This is a genomic window from Legionella nigrisilvae, from assembly GCF_977063395.2.
Genome location: NZ_CDRUGZ020000021.1, coordinates 430,468 through 449,730, shown reverse-complemented (window position 1 = coordinate 449,730; position 19,263 = coordinate 430,468). Strand labels below are relative to the sequence as shown.

Here is a 19,263-nt window from a genome sequence, read left to right as displayed (position 1 = left end):
ACACGTACCATATCAGAACCCCAGTCTCACCCTCTCATAACGGGAGGGGTTTCTTCAATATAGGTTACCGCTTGTTTTTTAATTGAGATAATGAATGGTTAAATTAGTTTTATGTTTAATGGGACCCACTGCCTCAGGAAAAACGGCTCTAGCTTGTGAATTAGTTAAACGATATCCTTTTGAACTGATTAGTGTCGATTCAGCAATGATTTATCGGAATATGGACATCGGAACTGCTAAACCCACACCAGAAGAGTTACTAATTGCTCCCCATCATTTAATCGATATTAAAGATCCAATTGAGTCTTATTCTGCAGCTCAATTTTGTACGGATGCATTGTCTTTATGTGAACAGATTTACCTGAAAGGGAAAATTCCTCTACTTGTAGGAGGGACGATGATGTATTTTAATGCATTACAAAAGGGTCTATCAACGTTACCTGAAGCCAATTCGGTAGTTCGCCAACAATTAGAACATGATGCTGCTTTAAAGGGTTGGCCCGCTCTTCATCAAAAATTATTAGAGATTGATCCTGAGTCTGCAGCACGAATTCATGCACATGACGCACAACGAATCCAACGTGCGCTTGAAGTATATTATTTAACAGGTAAAACCTTATCGGCTTTTCATGAACTGGATAAGGAAAAGCCTGACTTTCATTTTGTAAATTTAATTCTCTTTCCAGAACAAAGAGCGTGGCTGCATAACCGTATTGCACAACGCTTTGATCATATGCTAGCTGAAGGCTTTATTGAAGAAGTAACGCAGTTAAAGGAACGATGGAATTTAACCATGCATCTACCTTCAATGCGTTGCGTAGGGTATCGACAGGCAATGGAATTTCTTCAAGGCGATTATGATTTTTCTATGATGCGTGATAGAGGTATTGTCGCTACTCGGCAATTGGCTAAACGTCAATTAACGTGGCTTAGGCATTGGGGAGAGGCTTTGTATTATGATCCACAAAATGAGGCTTTTCGCGATGAGATGATAGCGAAAATCGAGGAAATATTAGATAATCTTAATAAATAAGCGTTAAAGGAACATTATGTTAGAAACTAATAAAGAACCAGCGAGTACGAAAAAAAATTACGTGGTGCATCGTAATGAATTACCCCTGAGTTGTCCCACAAAAGATATGATCTTATGGAATGCCCATCCTAAGGTTTATTTGCCAATTGAAAAAACTGGTATAGAGGTATGTCCTTATTGTGGCTCGAGGTTTGTTTTACAGAATGATTAAATCCATTTGTATTGTACGATTATCTGCATTAGGTGATGTTCTAATGGCGGTGCCACTCATTAGAACCTTACAATCCAGTTTACCCCATGCAAAGTTGACATGGATAATTTCAAAACCTGCTTTTGATTTGGTAGAAGGGATGGATGGAGTAGAGTTTATTCTAATTGATAAACCGAACAACATTGCAGATTATTGGCGCTTTAAAAAACAAATGAAAGGGCGTACCTTTGATGTATTATTAGCTCCGCAAGCGAGTTTAAGAACTAATTTACTCTATCCGTTTATCAAAGCAAAACGTAAAATTGGTTATGATGAGCATCGAGCGAATGACGCTCATGGTTTATTTGTTAATGAACGAATAACCCCGGGTTTAGAGCACACTTTAGATGGATTTTTGAAGTTTGCTCAGGCCTTAGGAATAGAGAAACGTGTTATACGTTGGGATTTACCTATTACTGAAGCAGATTATGAATGGGCAACACAACATTTACCCAAGCAAGGTCCGATTTTGGTGGTTAATCCCGCTGCCAGTAAGCCAGAGCGCAGTTGGCCTGTTGATCGCTATATTGAGGTCTTGCAAAGAGCCAGGAAAAAATGGAATGTACACGTTATTATAACCGGTGGCCCCATCGATTTCGATAAACACTTGGCAGACCAAATTATCCAAGTGATACCTGCGATTAACCTTGTTGGTAAAACAAAACCCAAACAATTGTTGGCGCTCATTAGTAAAGCCACGGTGGTTCTTTGTCCTGATACCGGACCTTCACATATGGCTACTGCTGTAAATACCCCAGTTATTGCGTTACATGCGGTGACCAACCCCCTTATTTCTGGGCCATATCTTTTTCAAGACTTGGTTGTCGATCATTATCCTGAAGCAGCAGAAAAAATTTTAGGTAGTAAACGTATCGAAGATGTTTGGGGGCAACATGTACATGGCGATGAACCCATGCAGTTAATCTCTGTTGATGAGGTGATGGAGAAGCTATCTACTGTTTTAGATGATTATAGATTCCCTACCTAAACGAGATAGCTCTTCGTCTTGGGAGCCTACCAAAATTTTCGAATCCCGATAGCCATAATCCGACCAAATTCTTACTCTGGTAGAGTTAGATCACTTAAAGAAACACCCTTCCTCCACATTTAAAAGAGAATCCTTCGTACTCCTTTCAACTAAATAAAGCTCAATTTCTTCAGTGGATGACTTATTGGGAAGGCAATAATTCCAAAAGAAAGAGGTTGTAGGGCTTTTTGCAGATTTAAAATGGATAGGCTCAGGGTCGCATAGGGGGTCTTTTGAATATAGAGGTGAATGCTGGTTCATTTTTGAATGAGAGGATTCTCTAGGAGAGCTTGCTTCTTGATATTGCTTTTTCTCTTCTTGAAGATGATCTAGGGGTTGTAGTTTAAAGCGATAAACATTCATTAGAATCATGCAGGCTTGAAAAATCATCAATGCAACACCGACTACGGGGTTAAGAGTTAAGCCAACTGAAACTAATAACCCACCTGAAAGCAAAATTGAACCCAGGTTGTAAACCAGACTCATGACCAGATTTTGATTTATATTGGACACGGTTTGTTTAGAGACAGCAAACGCAGAAGCAATTGATAATAATGCTCCATTATGGATTACAATACCTGCTGCCTGCTGGGTTAAAACATCACTGCCGTCGGAAACTACCGCAATACCTAAGTCACTGGCAGTAATTGCAGGAGTATCATTACCTGCATCCCCGATCATGGCTACCTTATGTCCTTTTTTTCTTAAGGCTTGGATATGGGATGTTTTTGATTGCTGCCCTTTTTCTTCAGCCGAACTGGCGATGCAGTTAGCATAAACTGTTTTAATACCCAGCGCTTTGGCATAACGATGAGCGGTTTCCTCATCTGCACCGGTACATAAACAGATTTCTTTGCCCATTGCTTTTAAAGCTCTAATCGTGCAGCACGCATCGTCCCGCACAGGATCGGTTATGACCATAAATCCAATTGCCATTTTATTCCGGGCAACATAGACTATTTGATCACCAGCTTGTAAGTTGGGTTGCTTGAAATTGCGTGGAATTTTGATTCCTTTTTCTTTCATTACGGTCATGCTGCCAATGACATAGTTTGAATCTTTTATTTTCCCAGAAATCCCGGAATGATGAGAGTGATCTAATAAATCTGTTTCAATGTCTGTTATCTTGTATTGACTTGCAAAAGAATAAATAGCTTTTCCTATAGGATGACTTGATTGCCGTTCAAGGGCCGCACAATAAGACAGAAAATCGAGCTCACTAAGTTTACTTTCTTCAAACAGATACAGCTCTTTTACACTAGGAACCCCAGTGGTTAGAGTGCCATTCAAATCAAACATGACCGTGTCTATTTGTTCTGCTTGTTGTAGTGTTTTAGCGCTTTTATATTGTACTCCATGCTCCGCTGCTTTATGCATCCCGGTTTTTACTGCTAAAGGAGTGATCAAGCCTAAAGTACAAGGGCATGCACTTACTAAAACAGATACAGCACATTGAATTGCTATGGCAGCAGGAAAAAAGAGTCCAATAATTATCCCAGAAGTCACTGCCAGTATAATTACGAGTGGGATAAAGTAAGTGAGTAATTGTCCTGTTTTTATTTCAATAGGTGCTTTTTCTAGCGCTGATAGTTCTATGGCTTTATCGAGTCGAGCTAAGAAGGATGAATTTTGAGTTTTTGTTACACGTATTGCTAACGGCTTTTCATTGTCGGCTAAGCGCATACCAGCGAGTACTTCCGTTTGCGGAGAAAAATATTGAGGAAAAATCGCACCGGTATTAATCGTTTTGTAAATGAGACTTTCATCCTCACAAATGCCATCAAGTGGAATAGTTTCTCCAGAATGCACAATAATTACATCATCTACTTCAATCTTATCTAAATCAATTTCATCAAAACCTTGAACGGTTCTTTTGCGCACCGTTCTAGGAGCTCGGTCTTGGAATTTTGCAGTACCAATTTTTTCTTTAATAGTCTCTTCAATTGCAATTCCTAGATGTCTAAATCCATAAATAAGCAAACCGGCCTCAAACATCATGGGAAGCCAAGGTAGAAATAGCGAAGCGACGGAAACGATTAAGATGGAGGCTGTACTGAGCGCAAATAGGCTATCCATAGTTAATGTTCTAGCCTTTGTTAGTTTTGTCCAAGCGTCGTGATACGAGTTTGCACCTAATATTAAGGTTAGTAGGGTACTAAAAACAGCCAGTGAGCTCACTACCGCTAAGGGCAGTCCACTCGTAGCGAGGCAAATGATGAGTACAGCAAGTCCTGAGACACAGCCTACCGCACCGAGAAACCAATGCGATGTAAAAAAGCTTCGAGCTTTCTCTAAGTAATTGGCTTGCTGATTCTTTATTTGTGCATTTTCTTGGGGCTTTTCTTTGGTTGATAAATATTCATATTCTTTACAAATAAATAGTTCATCAATATAGTCTTTTACTTCGTTCCATTCTTTATATTGATCCGTAGGTTCTTGCTCTTCCTCTAGAGTAATGATTGTTTTTTTAGGATCCGCGGTGGTGAGATCGACATGGAACTCTTTCATTCTATCCTTGAGTTTTTGCCTTAAATGGTACTCAAGAGAACCACTACAACTGACACAGGTCATTCCGTCGACATAAAAAGTATAGGTATTATTTTTGGACATGTTGGCTCGTTCATTAAGGTTAATTTATTAAGATTTGATAGGTTCATTTAGGCGAGATGCATCGTGATTTTCCGAACTTAATGGGGCGGATTTTATTGATAAGATGCTAGCCTTAGTCATTGATAAATAAGACGTTTCTTCCTGATTTTAGAAAATATCAAGCCTTAAGTTTTCTTAAAAACTAGAGGATTCAATGTGGGTGAAATCATATCATATGCATCATTTTTTGCACCATGTTTTTTAAATGATTTAATAAAGAAGTTCTTAAAAGGGATCTGTAACTTGGGGTGAATGATTTAGGTAAGCCAATTCATTGTTGTCGGGATGAAAGGAACTCCTTTCACCCCGTAGTTTAACTAAGGTTGTTGCCCGGATGTAAAATCAGTTGAGGGGGCGCCTGTACGAACACTTTGTAATAGCAAAATACTATTAGTCATTAGTAGGCGCTCATGGATTTGACGATCTAAATACAGCTGATAATTGATTTCAGCAAGCAATATGGCAATTTCTTTTTGCACTACGGCAGGTGGCGCATTATTCAGACTATTAATCCATGGAGTATTGCTGGGTCCTGTACCCCCTGTCCCAGAGGTTCCGCCAGTACCCCCTGTACCTGTACTCCCTGTACCCGTATTGTTAGTGCTACCCGCACTAGTCGTGTTATATAATCTCCAGGTTGCCATATTAAATTCGTTCAGTGCTTGGCTCGTTTGACTTCCGCCCTGCTGATTAGGCGCAGTTTGAGGCATTCTTTTTGACATAATGTAATAAAGGTTACTTACTCCTACGGAGTTTTGCGCTGCATAGGTACGTAAACTTGCCAGATATTTAGCCAAAGTTTGTGTGGCCTGCAGTTGTGCAGTTGATGGAGTGTTAGTTCCTGTTTTCATCAGAGTTCTAGTGTACAAATTATCATAATCTGTATATTTAGGTAATGAGATGGGAACGACACTTCCAGTCACGTAGCGTATGAAATTGGCTGCAAGTTGTTCTTGATTTTGTGCTGTTAATCCATTTTTGGGTACCTCTCCGTTGCCTTGGGTACTGCCAAGGTCTTGATTTGAATACATCAGAGGTCCTGTTAGGGCGTTGCTATTAAGATGATTTAAGAATTGCTGAAGGTAATTAGCGTTAAAAAAAGTGAACGCATTAGGAATTTCTCCTACCACTTTTGACGGTACTAAAGTGTCATAAGTCATAGAGCAGTTTTCAGTAAAGGTTTGTGGATCTTTCATGCAGTAAGTATAATTTGGAGTTGCCAAAATATTTAATACTGCTTGGCTTACGGGATCTTGTTGATAGGTTTTTTGGTCCATCAAGGCATTTACAGTAACTTGTCCAGAAGATGACAAATTATTGTAATTAGGAAAGGTATTGTTAGCTAAGGGATTAAGAATGGATGCACTAGGATTCAGGTTAGATGTGCCAGAAGTTTCCGCAGGCAGAAACTGTGCATAAGGATTTCCTGCGTTTCCTGTATTTGATCCCCCTCCACCACCTCCTGCAGTGCTGCCTGAAGTAAAAGTGTTGACAGGAATGGAACCTAATAAAGTATAAAACTGATAGGCCTGAGCAAGTTGGGAAGTTGTTAAATTGATCAGCGAATAACTTATTGAATAGCTTTGATTACCTTGTGTAGGAGTTTCCGTTACGTTATAACCTAAATAATTACCAAAATTTTGGAAGTATTCCACCAATTTTTGAATATTAGTAGAGGTTTGTTGTTGATTATATGAATCGTTTGGATCCTGAGCTGCAGCTGGAAATACAGCAAAAAAAAGTACGTTGAGCAATACAAATTTAGACGCTAATTTCATTTATTCTTCCCCTTCAAGTGCACGTAAAACAAGTTTTAGACGGTACTGACAAAAAACGCGCGACAATAATCTGAGACGCTCAAATACAATATTTCTTTTGAGAAAGACCCCGGCCGGATCGTGGCTTCCAGTGCTTGTCTCTTCGGCATGAATCAAAACACGTGACGCACTGCCTGGATGGACTGTATCAATTGCTTGCAGCAAGCGTAATCCTCGACCTGATTTGATATTACCTACAATTCGAATAAATTTGTCTTCTTCTGATAAGAGGCTCATATCTATTTTTTCGATGTCATCAAGTTCTTTGCCTAATTGCTCCATTGCTTGTTCGAACTCTGGATTTCCATCCAGGGTCCAATCTTCTACACTCTCCATAAAGGTAATGACTCTATAAATCATAGGATCAATATATTCAAACCAATATTGAGCAGACGCTTCATGACTAAGATCAGGCATATTTTTACTCTTTCTTTACTGTATTTTTAGCGGATGGACGAAATCATTACTTACTACTATAGTATATTATGAAAGAGAAAAGAAAGAAGTAAAAAATATGAAAAAGCAGTCAAGAATTGGTAATCTGCTCAGAAGAATAATTAATGTCCGTAGGTGGTTTGATTGGGATCGAATGAAGGCCTTTACCCTGTATTTGGTAAATGGTTTTAAACGTTTATTTGTCCCACAGAAAAAAGTTCAGGGTGAGTCCTTCGACGATGCAGTGAAACATTTGAATCTGACCGACGAAAGTATACTTAGCAAACAAAAATCTCTATTCCGATTGAGTATTATTATGGTATTTGCCGCTCTTTTGATTATGGGATATGCCGTATTTCAGCTTTTCTATGGTTCATTAAAAGCGTTTCTTGTAAGCATTGTTGTAACTTTAATTGCATTGGTTTTAGCCTTTCGTTATCACTTTTGGTACTATCAAATAAAGAATCGTAAGTTAGGATGTACCTTTAATGAATGGTATCGAAAGGGGTTGTTGGGGGAAAGAAATGAATAAGTTGTTGATAACGTTACTTCTCCTGGTGTTTCCTGGTCTGGTTTTAGCCGATGGTTCTTTAAGTTTTGCCCCTCCTGCGAGTGATTATTCTGTTGTCTTTCTCGGTAATTTATTTGGTGTTGTTGATGGAGTTTTAAGCGGTACTGGTAGCCAAATCATGGGAAGCATGTTTGCAGTATTTAATGCTGCAGTTTTGGCATTAGGGGGTATTATTATTATGTATACCCTCATAGTTTCCACCATGAATACTGCTCACGAAGGGCAGATGTTGGGCCAAAAATGGTCTTCAATCTGGATTCCAATCCGTTCCACGCTCGGTTTGGCTTTATTAATACCCAAAGCCTCTGGCTATTGCTTAATGCAAATTTTTGTCATGTGGATTGTTGTACAAGGAGTTGGTGCAGCAGATAAAGTATGGGATGCTGCACTAAGTTATTTGAATCGGGGTGGTGTTATTATCCAAGCCCAGCAAATAAATCCTACCGCATCCTTGACTGAGAATTCCAGCACATCCGGAATAGCGGGCATTGCTACTGGGGCGGTAAATATGCTTGCTGGACAGGTTTGTATGCTCGGCATACAAAGACAACTGGAAAATACCCGCCAAGATCTTCTTGATGCTCAATCCAAACAATCAGGAGCCTGTTACTCTGCTGAACAGGGTAGCTCAATGCAGAAATTTTGTTCCACTGTAGTCCCAGATTTTTTAAGTTCAGTTAATGCAGTAGCTGTTCAAAATGCTTCGCCAACAAATTCGTCTTGGAATGTAAGCATGCCGAATTTTGACTCCAGTTCACCTTATAGTTTTTTAAACGGGATTTGTGGCAGCATCGTCTGGAATAATATTAGCACCCTGAACTCCAAATTTGGTAGTCAACAGTTTCAAGCGACACCTAGTGCAGGGAATAATGTGAAGGTTGGAAATAACACCTTAACCCCAGCAGAGATTGCAGCGACGCAAATGTCAAGAGGCATTGCAGTCCAACAAATGTATATGGACTTAACCTCAGTATCTCGATCTATGGTCAGTAATGATCCACAACTGTCTACAACTACGAATACGAATACTACCAATCCTTTTTCTCCAGTCGCAATGCAACAATTTGGTGTCCCTTATAAGGAAAATGGCACAGTTTGTACTAGTTATAACAGCGGTACTGCCTCACAAGATAAATGTGTGATTTGGGGGCCGGTACAAGGTTCAACAGTCGGGGGAGTTCTATTTAACGGTGCAGAAATTATCAATGCGATTAACGATTATAATGGTATTATGATGCCCACGGTTAATCTCGCCCGTCTTATTTCTCAATCATCAGATAAGAATAAATCCACTGAGTTTATCAACAAAGCTACCACCCAAGGATGGATAATGGCCGGTGCTTATTTCTTTAATCTGGTACAAATTCAGGGCACTTCATCCATAGAAAATGCCGGGCAAGTCGATTCAAAGACAGGGCTGGATTCAAGTTCATTTGATCCCACCGCGATGGCTAGTCCATTTGTTATAAGCTCTGATGGTAAGACCGTCACCTGTGGTCCAGGAAATATGAAAGATAAGGACTTTACTGCCTTGTGTACCTGGTTAGGTGCAAGCAGTGATGGATTACAAAAAATACAAAATGTACAAGCCTTAATTACTAGTACTTCTCCACCTAAAAAACCTTCTTTGTCTTCCAATATGACTGCCGTAGGAAGTGCTCCTTCATCTACGACCTACGGGTATATAAACAATGCATTAATGATGCAAACTCCTGGTCAACCTGGAGTTAAGCCACTTACTTTTGCTAATTCAATTAATTTCGCGATTAATACTGATTTGTATCGTTTACAGCGGCAAAATTTTTCTTGTGGTGAAGTTAAACCGTTCTTTTCAATTTGCTTAGGGCAAATTCTTGGAAATATATTTTATAACATCATTTTAGTGACTATATATAATCTGTTTCTTGACATATTTGGCCAGATTATCAATCAGGTGGTTATGGCATTTTTAATGATCCCATTACAGGGAATGGCAAATATCTTTCAACAGGGGGTGAAGATTCTTGCTGAACCTGGAGTTAATCCAATTGTTGCCTTGGCAAATATGGGGAATTATTACATTAATTTTGCCGGTAATTTATGGATGATGTTGTTAAATATGGCAATTTCCAGCGCTTTAATTCCAGTCTTTGGTATCTTTATTTTTGCGATGATGTCCTTGGCGATGCCGCTAGTAATTGCATGGGTTGGCGTAATGGTCAGTGTCGGTTTTACTACAGCTTATTACATTCCGTTGCTGCCCTATGTGATTTTTACTTTTGGTGCTTTAGGTTGGTTGATTTCCGTTATCGAGGCGATGGTTGCAGCACCGATCGTCGCGTTGGGAGTAACCCATCCTGAAGGACATGATGCCTTTGGTAAAGGTGAGGCAGCAATCATGATTCTAGTGAATGTTTTCCTAAGACCTTCCATGATGATCATTGGTTATATTACTGCTATTGCACTCTCTTATGTGGGCGTTTGGATTTTAAATGCAGGTTATGATCAGGCTGTGTCCTTCATGCAACAGGAGCATACCGATAATTCTGTTCTTGTCGAAGGACTTTTGGGCTCATCTCCATCTTCCTCAGGTAGTGGAATCGGAGGAGTAAGTTATACAGATTGGGCCGGAATTTATGCCTTCTTCTTCTCAATTTTAACCTATACCACCCTATATTTAACGATTATACAAAAAGCATTTACCCTAATAACCTATCTACCCGATAAAGTCTTGCGATGGATAGGCGGCACTCCTGAAAGCATAGGCCAGGAAGCTTCCCAATGGGGTGAGGAAGTAAAAGGTAAGACCCAAGAAGCAGGAAAAGAAACCCAAACCGCACAGGGTCAAATCGATAAGACTTTGGGTGGATATGGTGTGAAAGGTGTTGGGATGGCCAAAGGGCTTCTGGGCAAAGGCGGTGGTGGTGGTAATGTTGATTTTCAAGGAGGTAATTCTACACAGAGCTCTGATGGTGAGGGTGGTGGTAACGAGGGAAAATCTAAAGGTAAATCGTCAAAAAAAAAGAGTAGTAGCTCCAATCAGGACTTGGGCGGCACCGATATGCCAATAACCAAGTAAGAGGCACTAGGAAAAGGGGTGTTTTTTCTTCAGGAGCAAAGAATTTGTTGTACATTGGGCAGAAAAGTATTTGCCCATATGTTATAATTGTATATTAAATAAACACTTAAATAAGTTTTTATCATGGTTGAATTATCTGCTCCTCAAAGTACTATAACGAGTCATTCAGATTTGGCTCAAGATAAGCTTAATGTTTTGCAAAAAGCAAAAATGGATGAAGAGCGATTCATGCAAGAATTGTTTCTTTTTCTGCAAAATAGACGTGGAACAATCTTAGAAGCGCAATTTGACCATAAAACTCCATTAAAAGAAATTGCCACAAGCAGTGGCTATCCTGATCTTCCTACCGCTTTAAATAATGCAAAAAATGCCCGGGGACAGCCCCCCCTAGTGCAAGCGCTGCAAGAACAAGATTTCACAGTAGTAAGATTTTTGCTCGATTCGGGTGCCGAATATGATGCTCAAGCACTCGAAGAATACGATATCGCCATACGTAGTAAACGGGGACAAGAAGCCCTTCAGCAACAGATAATTGCTCCTCCTGAGGGTTATGCTCCATCCGCTTCGGATAAGTTACATTCAGTTAAAGAATTTGGTCTGGTATTAGGTATAGTAATGACCAGCCAAGATGGTGTTTCCTCCCAGCGAGCTCATATTGGACCTACATACCAATTGATGACGGATACGGTCAAGGAATATAGTCAGAGCTATAGTAAAGAACCTGCAAAAGGGGACTTCAAACAAATTGCAGATGCCTTTGCTTTTGCAAATAAAACTGCTAATTTTCAATATAGTACTCCCGAAGGAAGTCCCGAAGCCGGCAATGCACTTTCTAAACGAATACAATCAGGTGAAGTAACCAGTGTTCCTATAAATTGCAAAGGGCACGCCATGGGATTATCTTTTGTGCCAGTCGAAGGAAATCCAGATAAAACCTATTTAGTGTTTACCAACCGTGGCGAAGGTGCAGCAGGAAAACATGGAACCCATATTTATGAAGTAAATACGAAGAAAATCACTCCAGATTTTATAAATCAGGTAATGAGTGGTCATGATAATGGAAAATCCCATGCTCAAATCATGGAACACATTAATCAGGTTACTCAAGGTAAAGATCCGGTTAGTATTATCAATCAAAAACCCCAGAAATATGATAATTGTACCATTGCAAACACGCGCGCTAATATTCATGGAGTCCTTCTCTGTCAGGAAGCCAATCGCAAAGGTGGTTTTGACCATGTGACACAAGAAGTACGTAATGAAGTGAAACAAACTTATAAAGAGTTCACTAGTGACATGAGAGATAAAAAAATTCAGCAATTAGAAAAAGCCATAGAAAAGGATCCTGACAATCCAGATCTAAAAGCTCTCGCCAAAGGGTATTTGGACAAACCCAATAGTAAATCTTCTGATGCCTTGATCGCGACGGTTGCTGAAGACCATCAAGAATCAATCAATATGACTAATCCTTAGCCTAAACACTTGTGTAATATGGGTATAAAATATGAGTTATATCGATAACGCAATTATTTAGGTGCGTTCACAATCGATAGATCAGAAATTCCGCGAATAAATTCCGACATTTCAACAGGCTCTTGACCTATTTTTAAAGAGCTTCGGACAAAATTTGCTGCTTCTAAGATCCTATCTAGTTTATATTTTTTTAATTGGATTGAATGTAAATAAGCAACAAAAAATTCAGTTTTTAAATTACCAATACCTTTACCCATACCTGCAAGGGATGCATCGATAAAGCGAACTCCGGAACTCATTGCTGCCAGGGCGTTTGCTTGCGCAAGACCAAGATTGTCATGAGCATGAAAACCAAATTGAAAAGGATATTTATGAATATACCTATCGTAAATTTCTTGGGTACGAGTGGGGAGTAAACTGCCGTTTGAATCAGCAAAATAAATAATATCAGGGGCATATTCGCTTATTTTTTTGAGGGAATCATCCAGTTCATTATCTTTGTAAAAAGAAATGCACATTAAATTAACCGAGACTTCCAGGTTTGCCTCTTTTGCCATTTTTATCTTAGACAACGCAGATGCAGGTTCGTTTTTAGCGAAGCAGATTCTTAATAAATCGACGCCACATTCTTTTAGCTCTATCAGATCGGTTTGAGAGAGATTGTTTGGAAAAACCATTACGGCCATTTTTGCTCTTTGAATCAAAGAACGACATAGAAGCAGGTAATCTTTGGCGCACCAGCCCGCTCGACCTACTTGGAGAGGTGTAAAAGTGCCATTGCGATAGCCTATTTCAATATATTCAATGCCTGAGTTATCAAGAGGGCGAAGGATTTCTTCGAGTTGAATGTCATCAAAATTAAAATTAGTTCGATGGCCTCCGTCTCTCAATGAGGCGTCTAAGAGTACAACAGGATCAAGCATATAATTCCTAGTGTTGGTAATAAAAAATACCCTTACTTAAATTATAGCTAAAATAACACCTGATGGATAAAATCAGTCAACATAATCGTTTTCTTAAAGGTTCTTATTGTTGGTATTCCTTAGCACCAGCAATAATTAATTTGTAAACTCGTTCACTGATAATACCTTGTTCGAATTTTGCTTTCGCATCCCAAGTCATAAGTTGGCCTTTTTGGCGAACTAATTTACGGGTAGCCGAAGTAACATCATTGGGATCACTTTCAAGTAAAATATCGCGGACTTCTTCGTCAAATACGAGATACTCCCGTAATGCTACCCTTTTTTCATCTACGGTAGGGACAAGTTTTTGCCAAATACACAGTCTAATGGTTTCTAGAATATCAATAGTTCTTCCTAATCGCTCTTCACCAGAAAATGAAGTCACCAACCGACGCATGGTCTCGGCAACCCCCGAAGTGTGTAAGGTAGTATAGACAGGGTGTCCAGTAAGTGCTGCTTCTAATGCGGCACTGATTGTTTCTGCATCACGACACTCACCAACCATGATTAAACGAGGTTTGCGCCGCAAAGCATTTCGTACTCCATCAGCAAAGCTTGGTAAATGCCGAGGAATTTCTGATTGGCTTACCACAGCCGAAATGGTCTCAATTTCATCATAGACAAATTCGATGGGTGATTCATAGGTGAGTACTTTACGGTTGGAGTCTTCTGTTTCGATCAACTCACGGATAATAGAGGCCAATAATGTTGATTTCCCAGAACCGGTTGCTCCGGTAATAAATACGATGCCTTCTTGAGGGGCGATTGCCTGAAGTATATTATCGGGCAGATTCATGGTTTCAAGCCGCGGGGGAGTTGTGGGGATGGTTCTTAAAGTAATTTGGATTGCATCATGTCCTTCTACAAGACACGCGGTTCCATTTACCCGATAACGGTAACGAACGCCCCGATTAGGACGAAATTCATAGTGGGTATCGATATCCTTACCCGAAAGAAGCTGAGTTGTGGCGTTGGGCCCATATATCGCATTAATTAAATCACCCAGTTCGGTATTTGATAAACGACGATTAGTGATTCGTAATAATTTTCCATAAACCTCTGCATAAATAGGTTCGCCAGTTTGGATTGTTATGTCCGAAGCATTGAGACGCTCAGTGTGTTCCAACATTTTATCCATGAAAAGTGGAGTAAAACGCGTGGGTTCATCGGACATTAAATAAACATTATTATTCATACTTCGTATCAGTGGATTCTATTGTTATCGTTAATTGGAGCTATTGTAGGCTGCCAAGATTTATCAGTTATTATAATTTTAGAACGATTTGCCAATTTTTCCATGTTTTTGAATTGCTCTAAAGCATTTTCATCTTTAGAAACCGCTGCCCGCCATTGGTCACTGTTTACATTTAGAGCAGGTAAGGCAGTAATTCTCAATACGCGATCATCGATATGGATTTCGGAGGCATCCCCTGTAATTCCCAAATCAGTATGAGAGACATAAGGAGGAGTTACCATATTCATTGCTAATAATTTTCTATAAAGGATCATTCCACCAAAATCTTCTTTAATTCGCGCAATATTTTCTTCGAGAATGGTATTTGCTTGATCAATACCATTTTTCCAACCTTTGGCCGTGTAGATACACCATATTTTTTTCTCTACTTTGGTTTTAGGCAATAAGGTGTAGTGTGGATATTCTGGTTTAACATAATCGAGCCATAAATATTGGCGCCAAGTTGGTGGAGTGGTAACAAAGTGGGCCTGTTTTGCAACTCGATAAGTACGGTCCGAAATGCGAATGGTTTGCGAATCCGCAAGATTGAGCGTATTTCTACCTTCCAAGAGTACAGGGGGTAGAATATTGTGTTCCAGAATCAGGGAATTGAAATCATAAATGGCATCGAGTCTTCGCGATTGTCTGATCAAGTGCTCATCAATAACTTTTGCTCGCCAGGCTAAACCTGCTTGTGCGCCAAGGCTTAGAGCTGTTTCTTTTAAAGCCATTTGGCGAATTTTACCGTTCTGTTTTTTATTCCTTTGCTTAACATTTACATTTGCCATAGCTTGTATTCCTGCTAAAGAGCCAGTATCACCCATATATTTTGAGGAGTGGCATGCAAGCAACGAAGCAGTTAATACAACAACTATTAAGCTAGGAATAAATTTTGGCATAGCGTAATTCAACAACCTGACTGTTAGGATAAACATGAATATAAGCTTTTCTACCCGCTTGATAATCTATATCACGCAGGATTTCAGCTAAACTTTGATCTTTAATATTAAGACTAATTAAAACAGGAATTGAAGGTGCTTTTCCTAATACACGTAGTCGGAAATGAGCTGATTTAGCAATACGGGCAGTTAACTCTTCAATTGGACCTGACCAATCCACACTTGCTCTGGCTTGTAAGTTGTATGCATTAGGTATCGTGAGCGTATTGTCTTTATGTGGTGGTAAAATTTCTTTTTCGACACGCGCCATTTCATGCATGGAATCACTTACAGATACCGCTGCTTCTGCTAATTTAATTGTAGCATCGTCGCTAGGATTGTTAACTGGTGGTTTTTTGAAGAGTACTCCACCATGTTTACAACCCACAAGCAGGATTGAGGCAATAAATAGCATGAGAAGCTTATTGTTCATTCAATCTTCTTTAATGTCTGGAAATATTCGTTTGATTGAAACAGGAGCTAAGCTCCTTGTCAAGCCTATAAATGAGGAATTATATGAATTTAAACGGAAATAATTTTGCAAAATTTTCGTCCCTTATCTCATCGTAGCCTAGACGCAGCGAAGCTAAATTCGTCATTCGTGTCTCGAATGCGCTAGATTTTATTCGTCGCACGCAGATCACAAATTAATTTAGTTTTTCAAATAAAGCATAAACTACTTGTCCTGCTTTTTTGAGTTTTATTTGACGCCACTGCGTTTCATCCAAGTCAATAACTGTAGGAGATTCCAAGTAAACAAGACCTCCACGTTTAAGGACATTACTTCTTGTTATATAGGAAATACATTGAGGTAGGAGATTGTGAGCAAAAGGAGGATCCAGAAAAATGATATCAAACTCTTCTTGGTGGCCCTGAAGATATTGAAGTGCATCTGTTCTCAATGATTTGAGTTTTGGACTGTTAAACTCAGTGATTACTTTCTGTAAATTGGTATACGCTTTGGGCGATTGCTCAAGAAAAACTACTCGTGCTGCTCCTCTAGAAAATGCCTCAAAACCTAAGGCACCACTTCCTGCAAACGGATCGAGACAGCGAGCATCTCGGATGTCATGCATGAGCCAATTAAATAAAGTCTCGCGAACCCGATCTGGAGTGGGACGGAGTCCTTTTACATCTGGAACATGTAATTTTTTTCCTCGATATAATCCGCCGATAATACGAATGATTTGTTTCACGATTTACCCACGGTAAGTAATAGTAATTTATCTGGATTAACTTGTTGTTGAAATGCCTGTTTTATTTGCTCTTTAGTCACTGCATTAATACGGGCAGTGTATGTATCGAGAAAATCTTCGGGTAAATGATAAAAAGCAATCCGTAATAAAATATTTGCAATGCTGCGATTACCCGATAAAGAAAGGGGAAAACTGCCAGTGAGATATTGTTTTGCAGCATTGAGTTCTTCATCCGTGGGACCTTTATTAATATAAGTTCGCAACACGTTTTGAATGATCTCTAAGGCATTTTGAGTTTGATTATTTTTTGTTGATAAACTGATGAGGAAGGGACCTTTTCCGGACATGGGAACAAATTGACTATCAATACCGTAGGTCAGGCCTCTTTTTTCTCTAACTTCAATAGCAAGTTGAGACACTAATGCACCACCACCTAAAATATAATTTCCTACGATAAGAGGAAAGTAATTGGGTGCATGATGATCAATCCCTATCTGGCCAAGGCGGATCACAGTTTGAGTAGAAGGAAATGGAATCTTTACTGTATCGGCGTGGGTTAATTGAGTGGCTGGGGGAATAGGGGGAGCAGAATGTCCTTCAGGAAGTTCTTGAGTCAGTTGATCGGCAAGTTGATGGGCTGTTTCACTATTAATTGCGCCTACCATTACTAAAATAGCGTTTTTTGCAACATAATAACGTTTATTAAATTCAATTACTTGACTCATGTTAATGGCATTAACTGTCTCTGCAGTACCATTGACAGGATGCGCATAGGGGTGTTGCTGATATAAGGTTTGGAAAAAATGAAGATTAGCTATTTCTTCAGGGGATTCTTGGCGTTGTTCAATGGTCATCAATAATTGTTTTTTTTCTCTTGCAAACGCTTCATCTGGAAAATCTGGATGGTTAATAATTTGTGCAAAAGTGGTCGCTGCTTTGGGCAACGCTTCTGGATCAACGAGTGTTCTGAGACTAAATATCACCATATCTCGGTTGATCTCTGCTTTGTATTGAGCTCCCACATCGGCCAGGGACTCAGCAATTTGGTTTGCATCTTGACCCGCATTGCCCTGGTTCATTACGCGACTGGTTAAGGCACTTAAGCCAAATTGGTTTTCATCGTATGCTGAACCTGCCGCGAAAGCGAGGCTGATATCAAGCATGGGCACTTCCATAGCAGGATAAAACACGACCTGAACGCCGTTTTTGGTAAGCCATTTTTCCGTTTTGAACGTGCTTGCTGTCGTTGTGTGTGACAGTCCGATCATCAATGCCATAATACATGCGCTAAAAATTCTCATGATGCTGCCCTTTGTGGTTGAGGTTCTAATATTGCTGTCGTCATGTTTTTTTCTTGAAAGTAATGCTGGGCGGTTTCCTGAACTTGTTGTGGGGTAATTGCATTGATCGCTTTAGTATAATCGTTTGCCTTTTGCCACCCGATCCCAATGGTTTCTAAGAGACCCAATTCGGAGGCCTGGCCAAAAATTGAATCCTTTTCAAAAGTTTTCTGGGCAATGATTTGATGTTTGATGCGTTGCAATTCTACCTCGTTCACCGGATTTTTTTTCAAATCATCCAATTCCTTAAGAAGCCCATTTTGCAAATCCGTTAAAGTATGATTTTGACTGGGAGAACCATATACAATAAATTGGGTTTGATATCTCGTGTATGGATTATAATAGGTATCCGCACCTGTGGCGATATGCGTTCCACGAATCAAATTTTTGGAAAAACGAGCGCTTTCACCGGCATCTAAAATTCCAGCAATGACTTCCAAAGCATAGGGCTCGTATTCTTTTTTAGCAGTTTTTACACTGGGAACGGAGTAACCCATCATGAGCAACGGTAATTTGGCTGCGCCTTGAATATGAACAATCTTTTGACCTAAGGCGGGTGGTTCATTTTGCAATTTACGCTCAGGAATGGGATGTTTGGGTATAGCACCAAAATAATGTTCTGCCAAAGTCCGAACTTGCTCTGGGTTAACATCTCCTGCAACCACTAAGGTTGCATTATTAGGCGCATAATATTTTTTATACCATTCTCGCAAATCTTCAACGGACATATGCTGTAGATCACTCATCCAGCCAATAACCGGATGGTGGTAGGGAGCACTAAGATGCGCCGTTGCCAGAAAGCGCTCAAAAGCCAGTGCTTGTGGATTATCATCTGTTCGAAGACGTCGCTCTTCCTGGATTACTTTAATTTCTTTGCCGAATTCATTTGTATCTAGAAGCAAATGATTCATGCGGTCGGCTTCCAGCTCAAAACTGGTAGCAAGTTTTGAAGCATCTATTTTTTCGAAAAAAGCTGTGTAGTCATTATTGGTAAAAGCATTTGCTTGGCCACCAATTGCCGCTATAATTTTGGAAAATACCCCTAAAGGAAATTTTGGGGTTCCTTTAAACATCATGTGTTCCATCGCATGCGAGACCCCTGTAATACCACCGGGTTCATCCGCCGATCCTACGTTATACCAAATCATGGAAACAGCGATCGGCGCTCGATGATCTTCTTTTACCAATATTTTTAATCCATTATTCAATGTAAACTCTTGAACTTGGCTAAAGGTCTGGCAAGATAGTACCATGAGTAAAGTAAATAGTATTTTGCGCAC

The 19,263-nt window shown here is 39.7% G+C and carries 16 protein-coding genes; 6 read left to right on the top strand and 10 right to left on the bottom strand.

Annotated features, from left to right (window positions below; genetic code table 11):
- Positions 1-94 precede the first annotated feature (94 nt).
- Genes miaA through ACWTE2_RS12940 form a run of 3 tightly spaced genes read left to right on the top strand, consistent with a single transcriptional unit; the run spans position 95 to position 2,271 of the window.
- Complete coding sequence (gene miaA, locus ACWTE2_RS12950; protein WP_454785663.1) at positions 95-1,033, top strand: tRNA (adenosine(37)-N6)-dimethylallyltransferase MiaA; 939 nt, start codon at positions 95-97, stop codon at positions 1,031-1,033.
- A 16-nt stretch (positions 1,034-1,049) separates the two neighbouring features.
- A complete protein-coding gene (locus ACWTE2_RS12945; RefSeq protein ID WP_182392402.1) occupies positions 1,050-1,244 on the top strand; it encodes a zinc-finger domain-containing protein in 195 nt (64 codons plus the stop codon).
- Positions 1,237-2,271 (top strand): glycosyltransferase family 9 protein, encoded by a 1,035-nt coding sequence (locus tag ACWTE2_RS12940; RefSeq protein WP_454785662.1) that lies wholly within the window; start codon positions 1,237-1,239, stop codon positions 2,269-2,271. Before ACWTE2_RS12945 ends, ACWTE2_RS12940 begins: the two co-directional genes overlap by 8 nt.
- Before the next feature lie 90 nt (positions 2,272-2,361).
- Here the strand turns inward: ACWTE2_RS12940 and ACWTE2_RS12935 are convergent, their stop codons facing one another.
- The 3 genes from ACWTE2_RS12935 to icmW form a co-directional block, all read right to left on the bottom strand.
- Positions 2,362-4,920, bottom strand: a complete 2,559-nt coding sequence (locus tag ACWTE2_RS12935; RefSeq protein ID WP_454785661.1) for a heavy metal translocating P-type ATPase — start codon at positions 4,918-4,920, stop codon at positions 2,362-2,364.
- A gap of 356 nt (positions 4,921-5,276) precedes the next feature.
- Complete coding sequence (icmX, locus tag ACWTE2_RS12930) at positions 5,277-6,737, bottom strand: type IVB secretion system protein IcmX (protein ID WP_454785660.1); 1,461 nt, start codon at positions 6,735-6,737, stop codon at positions 5,277-5,279.
- Positions 6,738-7,193, bottom strand: a complete 456-nt coding sequence (gene icmW, locus ACWTE2_RS12925; RefSeq protein ID WP_182392406.1) for a type IVB secretion system protein IcmW — start codon at positions 7,191-7,193, stop codon at positions 6,738-6,740. It abuts the gene before it with no gap.
- 97 nt (positions 7,194-7,290) lie between these two features.
- Here icmW and icmV point away from each other — a divergent pair, with 97 nt between their 5' ends.
- From icmV to ankD, 3 genes are all read left to right on the top strand, one after another.
- Positions 7,291-7,743: a type IVB secretion system protein IcmV gene (gene icmV, locus ACWTE2_RS12920; protein ID WP_454785659.1), complete on the top strand. Its 453-nt coding sequence runs from the start codon at positions 7,291-7,293 to the stop codon at positions 7,741-7,743.
- The gene (gene dotA, locus ACWTE2_RS12915) at positions 7,736-10,840 is read left to right on the top strand and encodes a type IVB secretion system protein DotA (RefSeq protein ID WP_454785658.1); all 3,105 of its coding nucleotides are present in this window, start codon (positions 7,736-7,738) and stop codon (positions 10,838-10,840) included. Before icmV ends, dotA begins: the two co-directional genes overlap by 8 nt.
- A 123-nt stretch (positions 10,841-10,963) precedes the next feature.
- Positions 10,964-12,313 (top strand): Dot/Icm T4SS effector AnkD/LegA15, encoded by a 1,350-nt coding sequence (gene ankD, locus ACWTE2_RS12910; RefSeq protein WP_454785657.1) that lies wholly within the window; start codon positions 10,964-10,966, stop codon positions 12,311-12,313.
- Positions 12,314-12,366: 53 nt separating this feature from the next.
- On the opposite strand, the gene ACWTE2_RS12905 is transcribed toward ankD, so the two are convergent.
- The 7 genes from ACWTE2_RS12905 to ACWTE2_RS12875 all read right to left on the bottom strand — a co-directional run bounded on the left by ACWTE2_RS12905 (position 12,367) and on the right by ACWTE2_RS12875 (position 19,236).
- On the bottom strand, positions 12,367-13,236 hold the full coding sequence (locus tag ACWTE2_RS12905) for a beta/alpha barrel domain-containing protein (protein WP_454785656.1): 870 nt from the start codon (positions 13,234-13,236) through the stop codon (positions 12,367-12,369).
- 103 nt (positions 13,237-13,339) lie between these two features.
- Positions 13,340-14,470 (bottom strand): Dot/Icm type IV secretion system ATPase DotB, encoded by a 1,131-nt coding sequence (dotB, locus tag ACWTE2_RS12900; RefSeq protein WP_454785655.1) that lies wholly within the window; start codon positions 14,468-14,470, stop codon positions 13,340-13,342.
- 8 nt (positions 14,471-14,478) lie between these two features.
- Positions 14,479-15,408, bottom strand: coding sequence for a type IV secretion system DotC family protein (locus tag ACWTE2_RS12895; RefSeq protein WP_182392411.1), 930 nt, complete (start codon positions 15,406-15,408; stop codon positions 14,479-14,481).
- The gene (gene dotD / locus ACWTE2_RS12890; RefSeq protein WP_182392412.1) at positions 15,389-15,880 is read right to left on the bottom strand and encodes a type IVB secretion system lipoprotein DotD; all 492 of its coding nucleotides are present in this window, start codon (positions 15,878-15,880) and stop codon (positions 15,389-15,391) included. The genes ACWTE2_RS12895 and dotD overlap by 20 nt, the downstream gene beginning before the upstream one ends.
- A 214-nt stretch (positions 15,881-16,094) precedes the next feature.
- Complete coding sequence (gene rsmD, locus ACWTE2_RS12885; protein ID WP_454785654.1) at positions 16,095-16,643, bottom strand: 16S rRNA (guanine(966)-N(2))-methyltransferase RsmD; 549 nt, start codon at positions 16,641-16,643, stop codon at positions 16,095-16,097.
- The gene (locus ACWTE2_RS12880; protein WP_454785653.1) at positions 16,640-17,944 is read right to left on the bottom strand and encodes a M16 family metallopeptidase; all 1,305 of its coding nucleotides are present in this window, start codon (positions 17,942-17,944) and stop codon (positions 16,640-16,642) included. The genes rsmD and ACWTE2_RS12880 overlap by 4 nt, the downstream gene beginning before the upstream one ends.
- Positions 17,941-19,236: a M16 family metallopeptidase gene (locus ACWTE2_RS12875; RefSeq protein WP_454785697.1), complete on the bottom strand. Its 1,296-nt coding sequence runs from the start codon at positions 19,234-19,236 to the stop codon at positions 17,941-17,943. Before ACWTE2_RS12875 ends, ACWTE2_RS12880 begins: the two co-directional genes overlap by 4 nt.
- Positions 19,237-19,263: the final 27 nt, after the last annotated feature.